Origin of the sequence: Streptomyces sp. NBC_01445 (assembly GCF_035918235.1) — a bacterium.
Lineage (GTDB): Bacteria > Actinomycetota > Actinomycetes > Streptomycetales > Streptomycetaceae > Streptomyces.
Genome location: NZ_CP109485.1, coordinates 10,415,678 through 10,433,345, shown reverse-complemented (window position 1 = coordinate 10,433,345; position 17,668 = coordinate 10,415,678). Strand labels below are relative to the sequence as shown.

Below are 17,668 nucleotides of genomic sequence, written 5' to 3'. Positions count from 1 at the left end.
GACGCGCCGCCGCTACGCGGCGGTTCCCGCGCTTCGCGCGGGAAGAACTCCCCGACTTCGTCGGGGAGTTGGCGTCACTCCGTGACGCCATGTCAGCACCGCTTCGCGCTGCTGACGGCTCGGATCGCTCCGCGATCCGGCCTAGCAGGCCCACGCTCCGCGCGGTCCCGCCAAAAACAGCTGGCTACACAGGCTGATCGGTGGGGGTGACGGTGCGTCTGTGTGTGGCGCAGGCTCTCTTGACGATCCGTCATGCTTCTGGTCGGAATCGGACAAGGTGAGAACCTCCCAATCCCGTGTGTGTCATCATGGCGAGCGGGCTAGATTATGGCCTGGATGCTTACCACCGACCGCCCCTGCTGGCCCTGACTTGACCCCTGCCGAGCATATCTATCACGGGAGACCGTAATGGCAGCAATGAAACTTCTTCCACATCAGGTCGAAGCTGTCGATGGGATTCTGAGGACCCTTCAGACCCCGGCCGATGGCTGTATGCCGGCGCAGGGACTGCGGGCGCAGGTCGTCTCTGCAACTGGGTCGGGCAAGACATTGATGGCGGTGGAGGCAGCTCGCCGTCTGAAAGCGCGGCGGGTGTTGGTATTGGTGCCGACGCTGGATCTGCTGATGCAGACGGCCGCCGCGTGGCGGGCCGGCGGCCGTGGTGGGGGCATGGTGGGGGTGTGCTCGCTCAGTGCCGCGGACAGTCAGGGTGTGCCGTGCACGACCAGCGCGGAGGAGTTGCGGTTGTGGCTGCGGGGCCTGGAGCAGGTCACCGTGTTTGCTACCTACGCCTCGCTGGGGCTGCGGACGCTGCAGCGGGCGCACGGAGCCGGGGTTGGGGTCTGGGACCTGGTCGTGGTCGACGAGGCGCATCGGACGAGTGGTGATGCTGGTAAGCCGTGGGCGGCGGTGCATGACCAGCAGCAGATTCCGGCGCATCGTCGGTTGTATATGACGGCGACGCCGCGGGTGTGGGAGGCCGGTGGTGAGGTGCCGCGCATGGTTGCTTCCATGGATCGGGACAGCGAGCTCTTCGGGCCGGTGGCGTATGAGTTGAAGCTGTCCGAGGCGATCCGGCGCGGGATCGTGGCGCCCTATCAGGTCGTCTGTGTGGATATCCGCGACGAGGACGTCCATCGGGCGCTGCAGGGCGAGCCGTTGGGTTCTGATCATGTGCGGGGTGCGCGGTTGGCGGCTTTGCAGACTGGGCTGCTGACGGCGGCTGTGGAGGAGAAGTTGCGCAGGATTCTGACGTTCCACAGTCGGGTTGCGGAGGCGGAGGCGATGGCGGCCGGGGTGCCGGCCGTTGCTGGGCAGTTGCACGCTGATGACCCTGAGCGGTTCCCAGCGCCGGGGCGTGTGTGGGCGCAGTGGCTGTATGGCGAGCATCCTCCCTCCCACCGGCAGGCCGTGTTGCAGGAGTTCGCCTCGGATTTCATCCCGGGCACGGACGGTCGTGAGGTGAAGGCCGCGGTTCAGGTTCTGGGGTCCGTGAAGGTGCTGGGGGAAGGGGTCGATACGGCTCGCTGTGATGCGGTCGCTTTTATGGATGCGCGGGGTTCGATGGTGGACATCGTGCAAATGGTCGGACGTGCTCTGCGTATCCGGCCCGGTGAGGGAAAGCTCGCCACTTTGGTCGTTCCGGTATTTCTCGGTCCAGGCGAAGAAGGCGGGGAAATGCTGGTTTCGAATTCCTATGGCACCCTCAGTAAGGTTCTTGGAGCCTTGCGGGCGCACGACACAGAGACGATCGAGGCGCTCGCTGATCCCCGCGTGCGCAGCGGGAGTTGGGTCCAGGATGAGGATCAGGAGGAAGTCGTCGAAGGCGCCGTTGATGAGCAGGGCGACAGCGGCGCGGATGTTGCTGGTGGCGAGGTTGCCGAGCCGGTGGTCAGTGGGCCGGCTGCGGAGTTGCTGAAGTTCAGTACGCCGCGGGATCCGGCGTTGATCGCGCAGTTCATCCGCCTGCGGATCATCGATCCGGAGAACGCCTACTGGCGGCGCGGCGTCCAGGCCTGCATCCAGTACCTCAAGGAGAGCGGAGCGCAGGTGCTGCAGGCGCCGCAGCGGTACGTGACGCCGGATGACTGGTCGCCTGCGCGGTTTCCGCTGGGGGTGTGGTTGGCGGATCAGCGCAAGTACTACAACGCGGAGCTGCTCGAGGGTGAGCGGGTACGGCAGTTGGACAAGCTGGGCATGGTGTGGAACGCGCACGACAGCGCCTTCGATGAAGGCCTCGCCGTCGCCCGGGCTTGGGCGCAAGAGCACGGGCATCTGCTGGCGCCGGTCAGTGCCGTCGGTGAGGGCGGGTTCCCGGTTGGGGTGTGGCTGAAGAACCAGCGGGCTGCCGCGCGGCAGGCCGTGGAGGCTGCTCTCGCGCACGAACAGGGCCGGCTGGTGCCTGCGGGAGGGTGGGGACTCTCAGAGAGCCGTCCCAGGGCGCGTTGGACGCGATCGACCCGGGCTGGGGCCACGCGTCCGGCGAGTCTGGGGTGCGCACTAGCCCACGCCAGGTGAAACGCGCCGTTCGTGGGTCGGCGGCGGGCGCAGGCGGCGCGGTTCACATCGCCGGATGCCTCCTCGCTGCGACCACCCGACCGAGACTGGCGCCATTCCTCGACAGCCCGATCCAGCAAGTTGCCGATCAGATCACCGAGATACCACCCCTTCTCGTACGCCATACGCCGCAGGTCTTCGCGCTCGGCTTCGGCCAAGGTGATGAACTCCGGGTGGGCGTCCTCTTGCTGGTAGCCGCAGCACAGCACGCGCATACAGCGGCTCGTGGCCGGTTTGATCTCTCGTGACTCCCACGGCGGATAGGGGTAACGCTCCATCCCTTCCGCGCACCGTTGGACTTCTTCATGCTTCTGCCGACGCAACCGCGGACTGTGCTTTCGCCCGTAGTGGTGCTCGAACCACTGGCGCCGCGCGGGATCGCGTATCTCACGCTGTACCTGGGCTACACGGTCGTTGATCCCCTCGACAATCCGGAGTGGAAGGGTATGGCGAGCGAAGCCAGCCTTCGGGTACGCGTGGTGCAACTTCATGTCACGTGCCCACTCAACCGCAGACCTTTTCTGCTTTCAGCTGTTACACCGGTCGCAGGCAGGCACGAGGTTCCACCAGATGTCCCGTCCCGCCCTGCCCGCCAACGGCGCTTCATGCTCAAGGGTCTGTGCCTGCTGCTCGTCGCAGTACACACAGCTGCGCCCGTGCGCCATCAAGACCATGATCCATACCCAGAGGGGCTGATTCCCCCGGTCCTTGCTCAGCAATTCCTGTCCGGCCGCTGTCATCTCCACCCCTCAGCAACTCGCTTCGGCGGCATCGTACGGAGAGCTACTGACAAACAGCCTGGCCGACGGGATAGCTCGCCATGCCAAAGGGCAGAGCGAGGGCTTCCAGGCTTTGGGACCTGTCAGCGCCCAGCTCGGAACCCGACCTCACCGACGTCGTTCTGCACCTGACGCCTCTCGACCCCAGGCGTCCCGCGCGGGATCTGAGGTTCGGGGCTCGGCTGCTCTCCGCAGGGAGTTGGCCTCGTGCTGAGCCTTCGCTGATCTGAACCGCGCGCGCCGATGGCGGGACACGAGAAGCGCCCGCAGTCGCCCACCGAGAAACCGGGGCGCCTTCATCGTTCTCTGGTAAGAATCATGCGTGGATGCAGGTACAGCAGCCGTGGCCGGAGAGGCAATCGGTGGAGGGCTGACGGGACTTACAGCAGTCGCGACAGGCATGTTTGGTCTTCGGACCGCCCGCCTTCAGCTCACCTCACAAGAGTCAGAAGCAGCCCGCCAACGCCGCTTCGAGAGCCTCACCGAGTGACGCGGGCCCCGCTCGCAGGCTTACGCGGAGTTCGTCGCTGCCGGCCAAGATCTGATCGACGCGCTGTACGGGCGCGAGGAGGAGTTCCACCAGCAGTTCGATGACCTTTGGGAGAACATCCGCGAGCGCCGCTCCACAGTAGCCATCGCAGGACCAGATGCCGTGGTGACGGCGGCAGGCGACTTCGCCGACGAGGTCAGGAACTTCAGGAACGAACTCGGTCGCGCACGAATCCAAAGATCTCGTGCGTTCAACGAGAAGTACCGCTTCGAACGTCGGCTGGACGCTTTCACCCGGGCGGCACGCGCAGCGCTGGAATACGAAGGCCACCCACCGGTCGGGCCTGCCTCGGAGGCAGCTCCGCAAGCATGACCAGCGATGAATGCTAAGCGGCCTTCATCGTTTCGCATCACGGGGCCCTGCGCTCGCGCCCGCTGCCAAAGGCTGTTGAATTAGGTTCGGGTGTTCTGAACGAATGCGCTCCGGGCCACTTGATATTCATTCGTCACCCAGGCAAACGGACGTTGCTCGTCATCCGTCACCCATACCGGTTCGTCCTCTTCGAAAGCCGGGGTCCGGCCTGGAAATTGCAGCAAGTCTCCAAGGTCGGCCAGCCGGGATGCTGGGGGTATGAGCCGATCGGGGCCTTCCAGTTCCCAGGCGAGCAACCGCCTTGAGGAGGCGCTCGTACACCTCATCGGCGTGTTCGATCGATTCATCATGTCGCCGCTCGGCTTCTTCCCGCTGTCCCCTGGCTCTCTCCCTGACCGGCTCCTCGTTGCTGGCCTCGTCCTCATAGATCATGTGCAGCCAGGATGCGGCGCTCCAGCTGTGGTCGCAGGAACGCTTCAAGTCGTCGGCACGCGTCAGCACTTCGACGCATGCCTCGTGCTGGCTTGTCCTGCGTGCATGCACGAGTTGTGCCCGTCCCGCGGCCACTGCCGACTGGCGGGCTGCGCGGGCCTGCACGTAAACCGCGGGTACGCCTACGACCGCGAGGGCCGCCGAGATCATGTAGGTGATCATTTGTATGGACACACGGTGATCGTAACGACGGCTGCTCGCCGGGTGAGGGCTGCCGCAGTGCCGTTGTCGTTGAAGACGGGGACCCGCCGCGGCAGGCCTCTGCTCGAGACAGAGCAGGTCGGAGCGCAGCGGATCTCGGTAGACACGGAAATACGCATATGCCTCGTCAGCACCTGTTCTGTCGGGCGATGATGGGCGTGTGCGTGCTTCACGATTGTTGATCACAGGGTTTCGGGGCTGGGAGCGGCTGGATCTGCGCCCCAAGGATCATGTGCTGCTGGCGGGGGTGCCCCGGGCGGGGCGTTCCGACATCATGGCGGCGCTGGCCCGCGTGTTGGATCCGGATGCCGGCCGGGGGGCGGCTCTCACCGATCTGTTCGACAGCACGCGCCGTACCGACGACAGTGGCACCGAGGAGGCTGCGGACACGGAACAAGTGGGGAGCGCGGATCCGGACGTCGGGGACGGCGGATCCGAGTCCGCTTCGGCCGCGGAGCAGGCTCCGGAGGAAGAGCCGGTCGCCGAGTCTCCTGCGCTGCGTTGTGCGGAGGTTGAGGTGACGCTCACCGATTTCGACGCCGATGTGCAGCAGTTGGTCGACGGCTTCTTGGAGCCGCTAGATCCGTCGGGCTGTGCGAGCCAGGACGTGGATGTTCCCGCAGATGCTTCCTGGTGCGTGCGTCTGACGTATCGGCTCACCCATGACAGCGAGGCCGAGTCGCTGGAGTCGCTGGTGTACTTTCCGGCCCGCAGCAGTCCGGCGCGGGGGCAGTTCGCCAGGGTTCCTGCTGCCACGCGCCGGGCTCTGCCGGTGCTCGTACTGGACACCGCGGCGCCGTTGCAGCTGCGTGCCGGTGGGGCGTTCCGGCGCATTCTCGAGGAGCGGGATCCCAAGGCGGCTGCGGCCGCGTTCGACGTGCTGCGCGATGGGGTCGCCGAGGCTGTGGCCCGGTTGTCGGCCGATCCGGCGGTGGTCGAGGCTGTCGATGCGGTGCTGGCAGTCGGCGGAACCGGCGGCCGGTTCGGGGACCGGCCCGTCTCCGCTGCGGAGATGGGCTTCATGGCGGAGGATGGGTCTGTTGCCGCGTTGCTGCGCAGTCTGAGGGCTGCGGCCGACCTCGACGGCAGCGGTCTGCTCCCGTTGACCAGCCATGGCAGCACCGCGGGCGCCGTGTTGTCGGTGGCCGAGGCAATGCTGCTGGCCAATGTGCCGGGCGCGCTCGTCCTCGTCGACGACTTCGGTGACCGGCTCGATGCGGCGACGGCGGAACACCTCGCTGCCGTGCTGCGTGCGCAGTCGGGGCAGTTGTGGCTCTCGACTCGACGTCCCGAGGCGGCGCGTGCCTTCGAACCGACCGAGTTGGTCCGCCTGGTCCGCCATGGCGGCACCCGCACCCATCACCAGCTGACGCTGCCGACCGACCGCAAGATGCTGGTCGCGTTTCGTCAGCTGCACACCCAGCTGCTGGCCGCGCTTAGCTCGCCCACCGTCGCCATCACCGAGGGCCCGCATGACGTTGCGGTGCTGAGCATGGTGGACCGTCGCTTCCCGCCCCAGCAGCTGCCGCTGCCGGCGCACGGCGTGCGCCTGGTGGCGGCGGGAACAGGCATGGACGGAGGCATCGACCAGATCCCCCGGGTTGCCGAGTTGGCCCGGCAGCTGGGGTTTCGTGTCCTGGCGGTCGTGGACCGGGACAAGGAGACCGCCCAGTCCCGCGGGCAGCTCGACAAGATCAGAGCGGCGTGTGATGCGGTGGTGCGGCTGCCTGCGGGGGCGATCGAGCAGGCGATGCTTGAGGGCATCGGCCTGGACGTCATCGCCGAGGCCAGCACCACACTGACCGTCTATGGCATTCCTGACCCGGTGGCTGGACGCCTCGAGGAGCGGGCGGTCATCGACCTGTGCAAGGTGCTCCACAAGCACGGGCTGCACGAGCAGTTCCTGAGCGCCCTGTACGGCGAGACGAAGACGCATCCGCCGGTGATCGCGACGGTCCTGCTGACGCTCGCCGCGCAGGCGAACGCCGCCTACCGCGGCCCGGAACAGGTCGATCTCCTTTCGCTGCCCCGCCCCCAGGCCGTCCCCAGGGATGCACCCAAGGCAGACGAAGCATGATCTACAAGCCGAACGATGCCCAGCGCAGCGTCATCTCCAGCCAGGCCCCGGCGCTGGTGGTGCTGGGAGGGGCCGGCACCGGGAAAACGGTCACCGCCGTGGCAGCGGCCCGTGAGCATCTCCACGCCGCCGACGGGCAGTTGCTCGCCGTCCGGCAGAAGCTCGTGAAGCAGGGGGTACGCAGCAGCATGCCAGCGCGGACGCGGGCACTGTTCCTGTCGTTCTCCCGCACCGCGGTGTCACAGATCATGGATCGGGCGGCGGGCGTGATCGGACGCCTCGGCCCGCGGCTCGAGGTCGCGACGTTCCACGGATTCGCCTGGCGGATCATCACGGGCTTCGGCGCACATCACGGATTTCCTCCGCCACAGACGGTGCTGAGCAGCGCCAACAGTCGCGTTCCCGGCGCCCCGCCGGGCCTGGTCTACGACGACTTGATCCCCTCCGCGAGTGATCTGCTGCGACTGCCCGCCGTCGCGGCTCACTACGCGCAGCGCTACAGCATCGTCATCTGCGACGAGTTCCAGGACACGAGCTCCGCCGAGTGGACCTTCCTCCAGTTGATCGCGCCGTCCGCACGACGGATCTTCCTGGGAGACGTGCATCAGAGCATTTACGGCGGCTTCAAGCCCGGAGTGAGCCCGGCGGCTCGCGTCGACGCCGCCATGGCGCTGCCGGGAGCTTGCAAGATCCAGCTCCCGGCCTCCAGCTACCGCGACCCCAGTGGCGTTCTGCCGGCGGCGGCCGAAGCTGCCCGCGCCCGCTGTTTCGCTGACCCGGCAGTTGCCGAAGCCGCCGGCACGGGCCGCTTGCGTGTGACCCCTGTGCTGCGGGGAACGGGCCACGACGAGGTCCTCGAGCTGGTCCGGCAGGCCCGGCGCGAGAAGGACACCGTCAGCGTCTTCACCCATGGCATCGCAGCCACGACGACACTGTCCGATGCACTGACCGAGGCCCAACTCCCCCACGAACAAATCGGCTTCGGCGAGGCGCACGGTGAAGCACTGGCCGCCCAGCTCAGCCTGATCCAGTTCGCGCTCGGCGATGACAGCGCCCCGGTGCGCAGGACGCTGGCGGTGTTCGTCACCGCGGCCCTGCGCCGGGGCCGACAACTTCCCCCGCTGGCGGGGCAGATGCTGCACTGCACGAACCCGATTCTGGAGCGTCGGCTGATGGGGCTCTTGGACGATCTGCGTGCGGCGAGGGGCGGCCCGGAAGCGGGCCTGGGTCAGCTGGCCGATGTAGTGTCCGGAGCCTATGCCCGCATCGGCGCCTCCCGCGGGCGGGAGGCCTGGCAGCAGGCGGCAGCGCGCACCCGCAGCACGCTGCGTCTGTTCGGCGGTGAGCAGAGCATCGCCGCGGTGACGACGGAACTTCTGCGGCTTCGCGACGACTCCCTGGTGGGCTCCCTGTCTCCGCGCCAGCGCCCGGTCCAGGTGATGAACCTTCATCAGACCAAGGGCCGCGAGGCGGACACGACGATCCTCCTGTTGGGGCCGGACGAGTTCTACGGCTACGAACAGGAGCCGTTCCCCGACGGGTCGCGGCTGCTATATGTCGTGTTGACCCGGGCACGGCGTACCGCGCATCTCGTCGTGCCCGGGCGCCCGCATCCTCTCTGGTCGCCGCTGGTCGCAGCCGTGTCCGCAGCCGCTTCGCAGCCCGCAAGCTAGGGCGCGGCGGCAGGTGCCGTGGCGGCTGTGCTGGCCGCGGCCCGGGCCCCGTCTTGAGCCCTGCCCCCGGGCCCTTCCCCTGTATCCAGTGCGGGGCCGGTGTTGGCCGCTGGCGCCGAGTTCTTGTGCGGTCTGGTCAACACGCCGTCGCTCGGCTCGTCGTCCTGCCGTCTGGTGACGTGTGCGTGGTGCGCGCAGTGCGCGAAGCGTTCCGGCTTGGTGTGCTTTGACGCGTTGTGCTCGGCGTCGTTTGATCCGGTGTCCGGACTGGAGCGGGACGGGGCAACGGCCGTGAGTCTGGATGCTGGTGTGGCTCCGATGGGGGCGCATCGGTCTTCCCCTGTGGGGTGGACGTACGGCTGGGGGCGGTGTGCGCCAGTGGACAGAACGTGAAGGAGTCGTGTTCACTTCGTGACGCCGGAGTGTGCGGCCCCTTGCAGGGCGTCGCGCTGCCACGGCAGCTGCGGGGTCGGCCAGGCCCTGCGGGCTGGCAGGCGGGAAACACCGTGCACGGCAGAGCGCCCTGGTTCTTCCGGGGCGCTTCTTGACTCAAGTGACACGGCGTTTCCTCCTTTCGACGCAGCGCCAGTGCGTCACGTCAGTGAGCACCAGGGGGAAAGATCATGGTTCACGCACCACAGAAGACGGTCGAACTGCCGTGCCGCATGCAGCACTTGAAGCGCGACCGTCGGGGTTACCCGGTGATCGCGACAGTGGAGCGCAGTGCCGCGGGGGTGAACTTCGGGGCGATCAGTGAGCGGCGCAAGCTGGCGCTTGCGACCTTCGACTGGTGCGCCGTGTGCGGCCTGCCGTTCGGGGACGAGCTGCGCTGGCAGGTGATCCTGCAGGACGGGCCGTTGCCGACTGCCGAGATTAGCGGGGAGGCGCCCGTGCACGAGGTGTGCGCGCTGTATGCGGCACAGGTCTGCCCGTTCCTGTTCTCCCCCAGCTCGCGGCTGGGGGACGAGGCCAGGAAGGGAACGGTCCGCACGGAGGTCATGCGATTCGCCGGCTTCCGCGAGACCATCGGCGTGTTCGCGCACGAGTCGGGGCTGCAGCCGGGAGTCTACACACTGCACTACGAGCAGGCGCAGCGAGCGGACGACTTCTCGTATCGCGATGCGGCGGGCGTCCGGGAGCGGTTCGCCAAGGCCCTCGCAGACGAGGAAGAACTGCCGTTGAGCGACGCGGAAGCCGAGCTGGTACGGCTGTTCAACCGCGTGAACGATCACGACGACGGTGACGTGGTGACCGGTGCCGCCCTGGTCGCCGGGGCCGCCTTCGCCAAGGACGTCTTCCGTCTGCAGGGCCTGAAAGCGTTCCAGGGCAAGCAGTACCCCACGGTCGCTGGACTGTTCCTGAAAGGCACGGCACAAGAGATCCGCGGCTTCTCGGACGAGGCGAACGACGAGGCGTTCGGTGCCGTCGGCCCCTGGCTGCTGGAGCACATGGACAACCTTCCGACGCCGCTTTCCCGGTGGCGCACCCGCGGCGCCAGCATGGTGCGCCGCCCGTCCCAGCGCCCCGAAGGCCCCGGGCGCAGCATCGCGAAGAACGCCCCGTGCCCGTGCGGGTCCGGGCGCAAGGCGCGGCGGTGCCACCCGGCAGGCGTTGCGGCCCAGTAGCCGGGAAGTCCTTGCAAGGTTGTTGCGACCGGGCGTAGTTGACCACGGTGCGCGGCTCGTGGCCGGTCACCGGACCGCTCCCGGCTCGCCCGCGGTCACCCGTGCGCTGTAAAGGTCACCGCGGTGTCAACGCGCCCCGGGCCGCTCACAACCGGACGTGGTAGACGTGGGCGTCGTCGTCGGCGGAGGCTCCGAAGTCACGCGCGGCGAGGGCTGGCTCGTGCACGTATGAGGGGGAATATGGGGGCATGGTTTGAGCGCATGGCGGCTATCCCTGGCATCGCCTTTTCCGGGAGCCCGGGGGTCGTGCGTGAGGCGTTGCCGGGGGCGGGAGTTCGTCCGGATGAGTCGTACGGCTCGCCAATGTGGCCGACCTCCGAAGGCAGCACGTCCGCGACACCGGCCAGTCGCCATGTGCCGTTCGAGGCACGCGGCACTGAGCTGATCGCCCGTGTGTGGGAGGCGTTGGAAGTTCCTGGCTCGGCCATGGACTACCACTTCGTTCTGCAGGGTGCGGTGGATCGGCTGTGGAGTGCACGCGGTAGGGAACCGGCGGCACTGGCTGCGCTCGAGGTGTTCGCCTTGCTGGATTTGGAGTTGATGGAGGCTGCCCCGCAGGCGGTGTCCTTCGACGCCCCCGCTGCCCCGAACACATTTGTGCGGGTGTCGTCGGTGCCCCGGTTGATTGGTCTGCTCGAGCGCGAGGGCACCTTCGCGGAGGCGCTTGAGCTGGCGGGGCGGCTGGCCCGTTTCGGGCAGGGCCAGGACGTGGCGGCCCGGCTGAAGGAGAAGGTCCAGGCACTGGCTGCCGAGGCCGCGGCACAGGATGGATCGTCATGAGTGCGGGGCTGGAGCGACTGATCCCGGCTGCCTCCTACTTGGAGGAGGCGTTCTTGCGGTGGGTGCTGACGCCGGCCGTGGACGCATCGGTCGTCTCGCGGGTGCACAGTCAGTATCCGGTCACGGTCGAGGAGCGGAGCTACCGGCTGGACTACCTGATCGCGGGTGAGACGCTGCAGTTGGCCGTCGAGCTGGACGGGTTCGCCTTCCACAGTGACCGGGCCGCGTTCACCTACGACCGGCTGCGGCAGAACGATCTGGCTGCGACCGGCCTGACCGTGCTGCGGTTCTCCTACGATGCGGTGCGCGTGGACACCGCGCGCTGCGTGGCCCAGTTGCAGGCGCTGCTGCGACAGGATCCGCTCCTGGCGCCGCTGGTGAGTGCCGTGCCGCGCGTCGAGGTGCCGGACATGGCCGGCGATCCGATGCGGGCGGCTGATCCGCCCCGCCGATCCGAGCCAATGTCGGGTGGGTCGTATTTTGCCGATGCGCGCACGGGGGTGGACCGGGCACCGTTGCGGTCGTGCCAGGACGAGGCGTTGACTGCGCTCGCGAACTACTACGCCTCCGGCGGCCGGCATGCGGCGACGGTGATGGCGGTCGGGGCCGGCAAGACGGCCCTGGGCGTGGCGGCCGCGTTGTCGTTCAGCAGGAAGCGGGCGTTGGTGGTGACGCCGGGCTCGGTGATCCGCGGCACCTTCGCCAAGGCGCTCGATCCGGGAGTGCCGGGCAATGTGTTGTACGGGCTGGCTGGCGGACCGCTGTTGCCTGGTGTCCGCCCGCCGGCCACGCTCGTCCTGGACGCGGATGACGGGCAGATCAGCCGGGTCAGCCGAGAGCAGCTGCTGGCAGCGGACGTCCTCGTCACGAACTTTCATGCGCTGGGCACCGGCGCGAGTGGCGGGGATCTCCTGGCGAAGCTGGAGCCGGACGACGTCGACTTCATCGTCGTCGATGAGGCGCACATCGCGGCCAGCGCCTCGTATCAGCGGCTGTTCGCGCACTTTGCGGGTGCGCGCACGCTGCTGATGTCGGCGTGCTTTCAGCGCTTGGACGGCAAGCCGATCGACGCCGATGTCGTCTACCGCTATCGGCTGGTGGACTCCGTCGCGGACGGCTCGGCGAAGAACCTGCGGGTGCACCGGTTCGCCCCCGAGGTGGCATCGACGGTGTACGAGGCGGTGTGGCCGGACGGACGGCGCGAGCAGATCGTGGGCCGGGACGCGTTGTTGGCCGCGCTGGGCGATGAGCGGAAAATAGCCCGCATCACCGCTCAGTCCGAGGCCCCGATCCGGCAGGTGATGGCGGTGACGCGGGCGTGTCTTGATGCGCAAGCCAAGCTGTTGGCACCCGTCAAACCCCGGGTGTTGTTCGCGGCGATGGGCCAGGCGCATGCCGAGCAGATCGCGCGGATCGCCGAGGAGTACGGGATTGCCTGCGCCACGCTGCACCACAGCATGCCCGCGTCCACGATCGCCTCCACACGACGTCGGTTCGAGTCCGACGCCGGGGACCTGCAGGGCATCGTGCAGCTGCGGATGCTCGGCCAGGGTTACGACTTTCCGCCGATCACCGTCGTCGTGCCGATCCGCCCCTATGGCAGCTTCGGCGAGTTCTACCAGTTCCTCGGCCGCGGGGTTCGCGTCCTGCGCCACCCGTCAGTGGCCGCCGACCAGCAGTACCTGGACGTGGTCTGCCATGCCGAACTCGGCCTGGAGGAGCACCTGGAGGCCACGTGTTTGGACAACGACATGGACCCCGCTGTGCTCCTGGACGTTCCGCCGATCGACCCCGCCTCCCTGGAAGAGGACCTAGCCAGTCCAGACGGCATGGCACAGGGGGACGGCGGGGGCCCGGGTGGGATGGACGCGTTCGTGCTGTACGAACAAGGACGCGTCGAGCAGCGCGTGGTCCATGAACTGGACCGGGTGGAGGCGCGCAGGGACGAGCGGGAGATGCAGCTGATGGCCCAGCGCTACGCCGTCTATGCGCAGGGCACCGCGTCCCCGGTGCCTTTTGAACAGTTCGTCGAGTACATGCGGAGGCTGACCGGTGGCCAGTAACCCGTCGCGCTGGTGGCAGCAGATGCTGGACAGCAGCCCCGAAGCGGCGCTCGCCCTGGAGCGGGCGGCCGGGATGCAGCAGCGCTTCGCTGAGGTCGATGCGCTGGCAGCCAGGCTGCTGGCCGCAGGGCTGGCCGGAGAACCGATTGCCACCGTCGTCCGCGGCCGGGGGCGCCATGTGCCGGACACCGGCACGGTGACGGCTCTCACCCGAGCCGAAGAAGTCTGCTGCGCCCGCGTATTTGACGTCCAGGAGCAGCAGCGACACGGCGCGTGGTACCTGCCGGAAAGACTGTCGGTGAAGGCGGGGGCGGTCAACCTGCCGCATCTGCTGCGTGAACGCCCGGCCCATGCCCTGACGCTGGCCGCCGATGACACGGCCCGTCTCACCGCGGTGGAGGGCTGGGACACGGTGCTGCTGTGGGCGCTGCTGGTGCCCTTGTTCGAGACGCTGCTCCAGCCGGTGCGGATACGGGCGGCCGGGGAGATCTTCCCGCGTACTGAACAGCAGCGGTCCTGGACGGCCGTGGGGGAGCGTTTCCGGCTGCTGGGTATCGGCAAGGGCCCGCTGGACGCCTTCCGTTTCGGCGGCGGCTGGCACGAATTGGACCGTGCCGGGCAGCAGCGGGCCCGCCTGGATCTGCTGGACACTCTGGCTACCGCTGATCTCGCGCAGTTCGTCGCACATTTCCGGATCCAGCGGTTGCAGGCACTGATGGCTGGATTCGCCAAGAAGGCCAAGACGGGCACCGCCCTGGCCCGCCGGGTACTCACCAAGGAACTCCAGCCCGTCGCCTCAGCGTACTTCGGCGGCGACTGGCTGGCCGTGCTGGACTATCTCCAGGTCCCGCCACACCCGGATGAGGAGATCATCACCGCGCTGCCCGAGCCTCGTCTGTACGTCGGCATGGCCGCCCAGACGGCCGACATGGCGGCCGCGGCGGGAATCGCGGAGGACGAGGCGCATGCGATGCTCGCTGCCTTCCTCGGCGGCAGCACTTCCGTGTCCCCGGTGGAAGAGCGGGCTGCGGCCCTGCGTGACTGGTGGGTGGGGTTCGACCAGGCGCACGCCGTCCAGGCGCGGGGCATGCCGTCGTTGTGGGGGCTGGTCGATCAGGACCTGATGGCGCTGTCCCGCATCGAGAGAGGGTTCACCCCGCAGGCGTACCGGGAGCATCTGCCCGCCGATCTGCGGCAGCGGGTGGAGCGGCTGTGGGAGACAGTGACGCTCCAGCGGCACCCGGGCAGCATCGTCAGCAACCCGCGCCCGCACCAGACCATGGCCGAAGCTCTCGGTCCTGCGGTCGAGTTCTGGCACGGCGTCGGTCTGACCGCCTGGTTCGAGTGCGAAGGCCCCTACTCGCGCACCACGTTGGATCGTGTCGACCGCTACTACAGCAAACCGCTGGCTGCCCTGCGGGCGGCCGGATGCCCCGTCAACACTGAATTCTTCCGTGAGCTGCAGGCGTCCGAACAGTTCCTGGGGCCGGAAAAGGAAATCACCAACAGCGAGAACCGTACGGTCGACACGCCGTACGGTCAGGCGACGTTCACCTCCAGCATGAGTCACGGCACGCGTCGGGAAGGCTTCGAGCGGGTGCGGGACCTCATCACCCGGCACCGGCGTGCCTGGGCCGATCAGTATCTCGCTCCCTTCGTGGAACACCGCTGGCGCTCCGAGTTGGAGGAGGTCGCTCACCAGCACCACCGCGTCGTCGCCGCCAAGGGCCGTCCTCCCACGCTGCCCCAGTTCGCCCGGTTCGCCACCGCGGCAGCCAACCACTGGACGGGCGGCGACCTGGGCGCGCTGTGCACAGCCATCGGCGAGCCGGCGCGGTCCCCACAGCAGCGGCCCACCCGCCTGCTGGCTGAAGACGGCTATGACTTCGCCCGCCGCGTGTACCAGGAGCTCGGGGGCAAGCCTGCCGACCACGACACCTGGGTGAACAACCCGGAGGAAACCCAACGGCAGTGGCAGCTCAGCCGCCTGGCCACCGAGAGCCTGCGCTACCTCCAGCTGCAGGAAGCATTCGGGCGGCCGCCCACCGCCAAGGAGTTCGGCGCCCAACGTCTGACCTGGCCGTGGCCAGGTGAGGAAGCCGAAGGCTGGCCCGTCCTCCAGCACGTTCTCGCCGCGCTCACCTGCCCCGGCCCGTCCCCGGCCGCACCCCGCTCCCCCGCCGCCCCTGCGCCTCCCGCCGGGGAAGGCGGCACGCCGCGCCTGCTGGTGAAGGGAGCCAACGCAGCCCTGCACACCGAGCCGACCACGATTCGCATCGCTGCCGCCGGCGTACCCGTTGACGTGTCCGCTGTCCTCCTGAGCCGCAACGGCAAAGTGCGCAACGACGACGACCTCGTCTTCTACAACCACCCCAGCCACGACGGGGTCCGCGTCGGCGGGGACACCGTCACCGCCGATCTGGGCTCCATCCCTGACGACGTCGCGGCGATCGCCGTCATCGTCAGCATCGACCTCGAGGCACAGCCCACAGCAGTATTCGGCCAGTACACCTTCTGGCAAGCAGGCATCACGCAGCCGTCCGGAGCCCCGCTGTCCTTCGCGCCGGACCCCTTCTCCTCGGGTGAGACCGTCACCATCGTGGTGGAGCTCTATCGCCGTACGACCGGATGGAAGGTTCGCGCAGTCGGACAAGGCTACGACACAGGCCTCGCTGGCCTGGCCACCGACTACGGCATCAACGTCGAAGCCTGACGGCCGGGCAGCCCCGACGAAGTGTCCGCAGCATCCCGCGTGCGGGGAGAACGTGCAGCCGAAGGGCTTCTGCTGAACAGCACTGCTGATTCGCCGCGCCCGTCTCCCCTGTCCCCTTGCCGAGCTCGGTCTGTCTGGGCCCGTTCAGGGGGCGGGCTGGGTGAGGGGCGCAGGGGTTCGATGGCCGTGGGCGTAGCTAAGCAGGTATAGCGCTGCCTGGAGGATGAGTGCGACGCGGTGCTTGGGTGGGCTGTCGATCAATCCGTGGCAGATGTCGTTGCGCAGATTCATCCCGCGGTCGGGATCGGCGAGGAGAAGGTTCAGGGCTCGACTCCAGTCCGCGGGATACCCGGCGTCCGGCATGCTGCGGATGAGGCCGCCCAGTTGCTCGACGGTGCCGGGGGTACGCCCCTGGGACACAGACACGATCGGAACTCGGGGGCGCAGGAGCTGCCGGAGGATCTGCTCGACCTGGGGCAGGGCGACGCACGCTGCCGCGTCGAACTCCCCCAACCAGAAGTACCGGAAGGCGTGGGCCAGGGTCCGTGCCCGCGGCCCGGGCAGGACGGTGTCGTGGGCCAGGGCGCCGATCAGCTCGGCCTCGTCGGGGACGAAGCGTTCTTGAATGCGGTCGAGCTGATCCGCGGCGAGGTGCCCGAGAAAGTCCATCGCGAGGACCTGCAACGCGACGGCATGGTTGTCGTCGGCGTCGACGGGCTGGAAGGTCTGGACAGGCCCCATCGCGTTGATGCGCGTGCGCGGGATTCGCAGCAGACGTTCCAGTAGGTGCGCATCATCGGCGTGCTCGCGCATCGCCGGATGGACGTCGTGGGCGGTTCGCCACAGGGCGTCCCGCAGGTCTACAGCGCCGTCGATGTGTGCTCGCATCCCGGCGGACAGTCCCCGCGGAGGGGTGAGCACCCGACGGAACCGAGACCATTCCAGGGAGCCCGGGTCGGTCTGTTGCAGGGCCAACTCGGCACGTACCCGCAGCTCAGACAGTCCCCAATTCCGTGCTTCGGTCGCGGCCCGGGTCAGCAGCTGATGACGACGGAAACCGACGTTGACGTCGGCATCGGCGGCGTCAAGCAGGGCGCTGACGATCTGGGTTTCAATGTCCGTTCGGCGGGGCCCGGATGCGACCTCCTGCCGCAGCAGCTTGAGAAAGCCGACACGGGCGTGCACATCGCTGGCGTAGCGGCGTGCAGCGCGTTCCGCGAAGTCCGTGATGTCATCCCCCTGATCGCGTAGTTCTTCCAGGAGGCCGTTCACGATCCTCGGCTCGTCCTCGGGGCTGTCCAGGACGCGTTCGACCAGGGCAACCATGTCCTTTGTGACGCGCTGCTTCAGATCCTTCTGGTTGAAGGTCCGGGCGAGGTCTCGGGCCCAGCTCAGGCACTCGGTGGGGCATAGCAGCCCGGGAAACCGCTCGGGGGCGGCGAGCAGAAGCGCTGCCGCGTCCAGGTACCCGACGGCCGCGCTGCGGGCGCGATCATGCTTACGGCCGTGTCCTCGGTCCAACAGCAGATGATGAAGGCGGGCCCGGACCAACGGGGTACTCACGGCATCGGCGAAAACGCTCCAGATCTCCAACTGTTCGGCCGTGAACTCGGCCTGGCTCGTGGAGCGTTCCTTGGAGCCCTGTGCCTTCCCGGTCCACGGTGGCTGGAGTCTCAGGGCAGCGAGCAGTGCATCGCGCTGCTGTGTCCAGGAGTGAGTAGGAGACTTCCCCCGCCGGGGGAGTTTGGAAATACTCCCACCACTGGCATTCCCTTCCCTCAAGAAGG

General features: G+C 68.0%; 10 protein-coding genes. 7 read left to right on the top strand and 3 right to left on the bottom strand.

Features of this window, described 5'->3' with window-relative positions:
• The first annotated feature begins 408 nt into the window (after window positions 1-408).
• Window positions 409-2,517 carry a DEAD/DEAH box helicase gene (locus OG574_RS47990; protein WP_326771227.1) on the top strand — a complete coding sequence of 703 codons (2,109 nt, stop codon included), beginning with the start codon at window positions 409-411 and terminating at the stop codon, window positions 2,515-2,517.
• 566 nt (window positions 2,518-3,083) lie between these two features.
• On the opposite strand, the gene OG574_RS52955 is transcribed toward OG574_RS47990, so the two are convergent.
• Window positions 3,084-3,221: an HNH endonuclease gene (locus OG574_RS52955; RefSeq protein ID WP_442816956.1), complete on the bottom strand. Its 138-nt coding sequence runs from the start codon at window positions 3,219-3,221 to the stop codon at window positions 3,084-3,086.
• 559 nt (window positions 3,222-3,780) lie between these two features.
• On the bottom strand, window positions 3,781-4,155 hold the full coding sequence (locus OG574_RS47985; RefSeq protein ID WP_326771228.1) for a hypothetical protein: 375 nt from the start codon (window positions 4,153-4,155) through the stop codon (window positions 3,781-3,783).
• Between the two features lie 895 nt (window positions 4,156-5,050).
• Here OG574_RS47985 and OG574_RS47980 point away from each other — a divergent pair.
• The 6 genes from OG574_RS47980 to OG574_RS47955 all read left to right on the top strand — a co-directional run bounded on the left by OG574_RS47980 (window position 5,051) and on the right by OG574_RS47955 (window position 15,881).
• Window positions 5,051-6,967 carry a hypothetical protein gene (locus tag OG574_RS47980; RefSeq protein WP_326771229.1) on the top strand — a complete coding sequence of 639 codons (1,917 nt, stop codon included), beginning with the start codon at window positions 5,051-5,053 and terminating at the stop codon, window positions 6,965-6,967.
• A complete protein-coding gene (locus OG574_RS47975; RefSeq protein WP_326771230.1) occupies window positions 6,964-8,640 on the top strand; it encodes a UvrD-helicase domain-containing protein in 1,677 nt (558 codons plus the stop codon). Before OG574_RS47980 ends, OG574_RS47975 begins: the two co-directional genes overlap by 4 nt.
• 623 nt (window positions 8,641-9,263) lie before the next feature.
• A complete protein-coding gene (locus tag OG574_RS47970; RefSeq protein ID WP_326771231.1) occupies window positions 9,264-10,265 on the top strand; it encodes a YecA family protein in 1,002 nt (333 codons plus the stop codon).
• Between the two features lie 363 nt (window positions 10,266-10,628).
• Window positions 10,629-11,105 carry a hypothetical protein gene (locus tag OG574_RS47965; RefSeq protein ID WP_326771232.1) on the top strand — a complete coding sequence of 159 codons (477 nt, stop codon included), beginning with the start codon at window positions 10,629-10,631 and terminating at the stop codon, window positions 11,103-11,105.
• Window positions 11,102-13,168 (top strand): DEAD/DEAH box helicase family protein, encoded by a 2,067-nt coding sequence (locus OG574_RS47960; protein WP_326771233.1) that lies wholly within the window; start codon window positions 11,102-11,104, stop codon window positions 13,166-13,168. The genes OG574_RS47965 and OG574_RS47960 overlap by 4 nt, the downstream gene beginning before the upstream one ends.
• On the top strand, window positions 13,158-15,881 hold the full coding sequence (locus tag OG574_RS47955; protein ID WP_326771234.1) for a TerD family protein: 2,724 nt from the start codon (window positions 13,158-13,160) through the stop codon (window positions 15,879-15,881). The genes OG574_RS47960 and OG574_RS47955 overlap by 11 nt, the downstream gene beginning before the upstream one ends.
• Window positions 15,882-16,025: 144 nt before the next feature.
• Here the strand turns inward: OG574_RS47955 and OG574_RS47950 are convergent, their stop codons facing one another.
• Entirely contained in the window at window positions 16,026-17,663 is a 1,638-nt protein-coding gene (locus OG574_RS47950) for a DUF4209 domain-containing protein (RefSeq protein WP_442816780.1), read from the bottom strand.
• Window positions 17,664-17,668 lie beyond the last annotated feature (5 nt).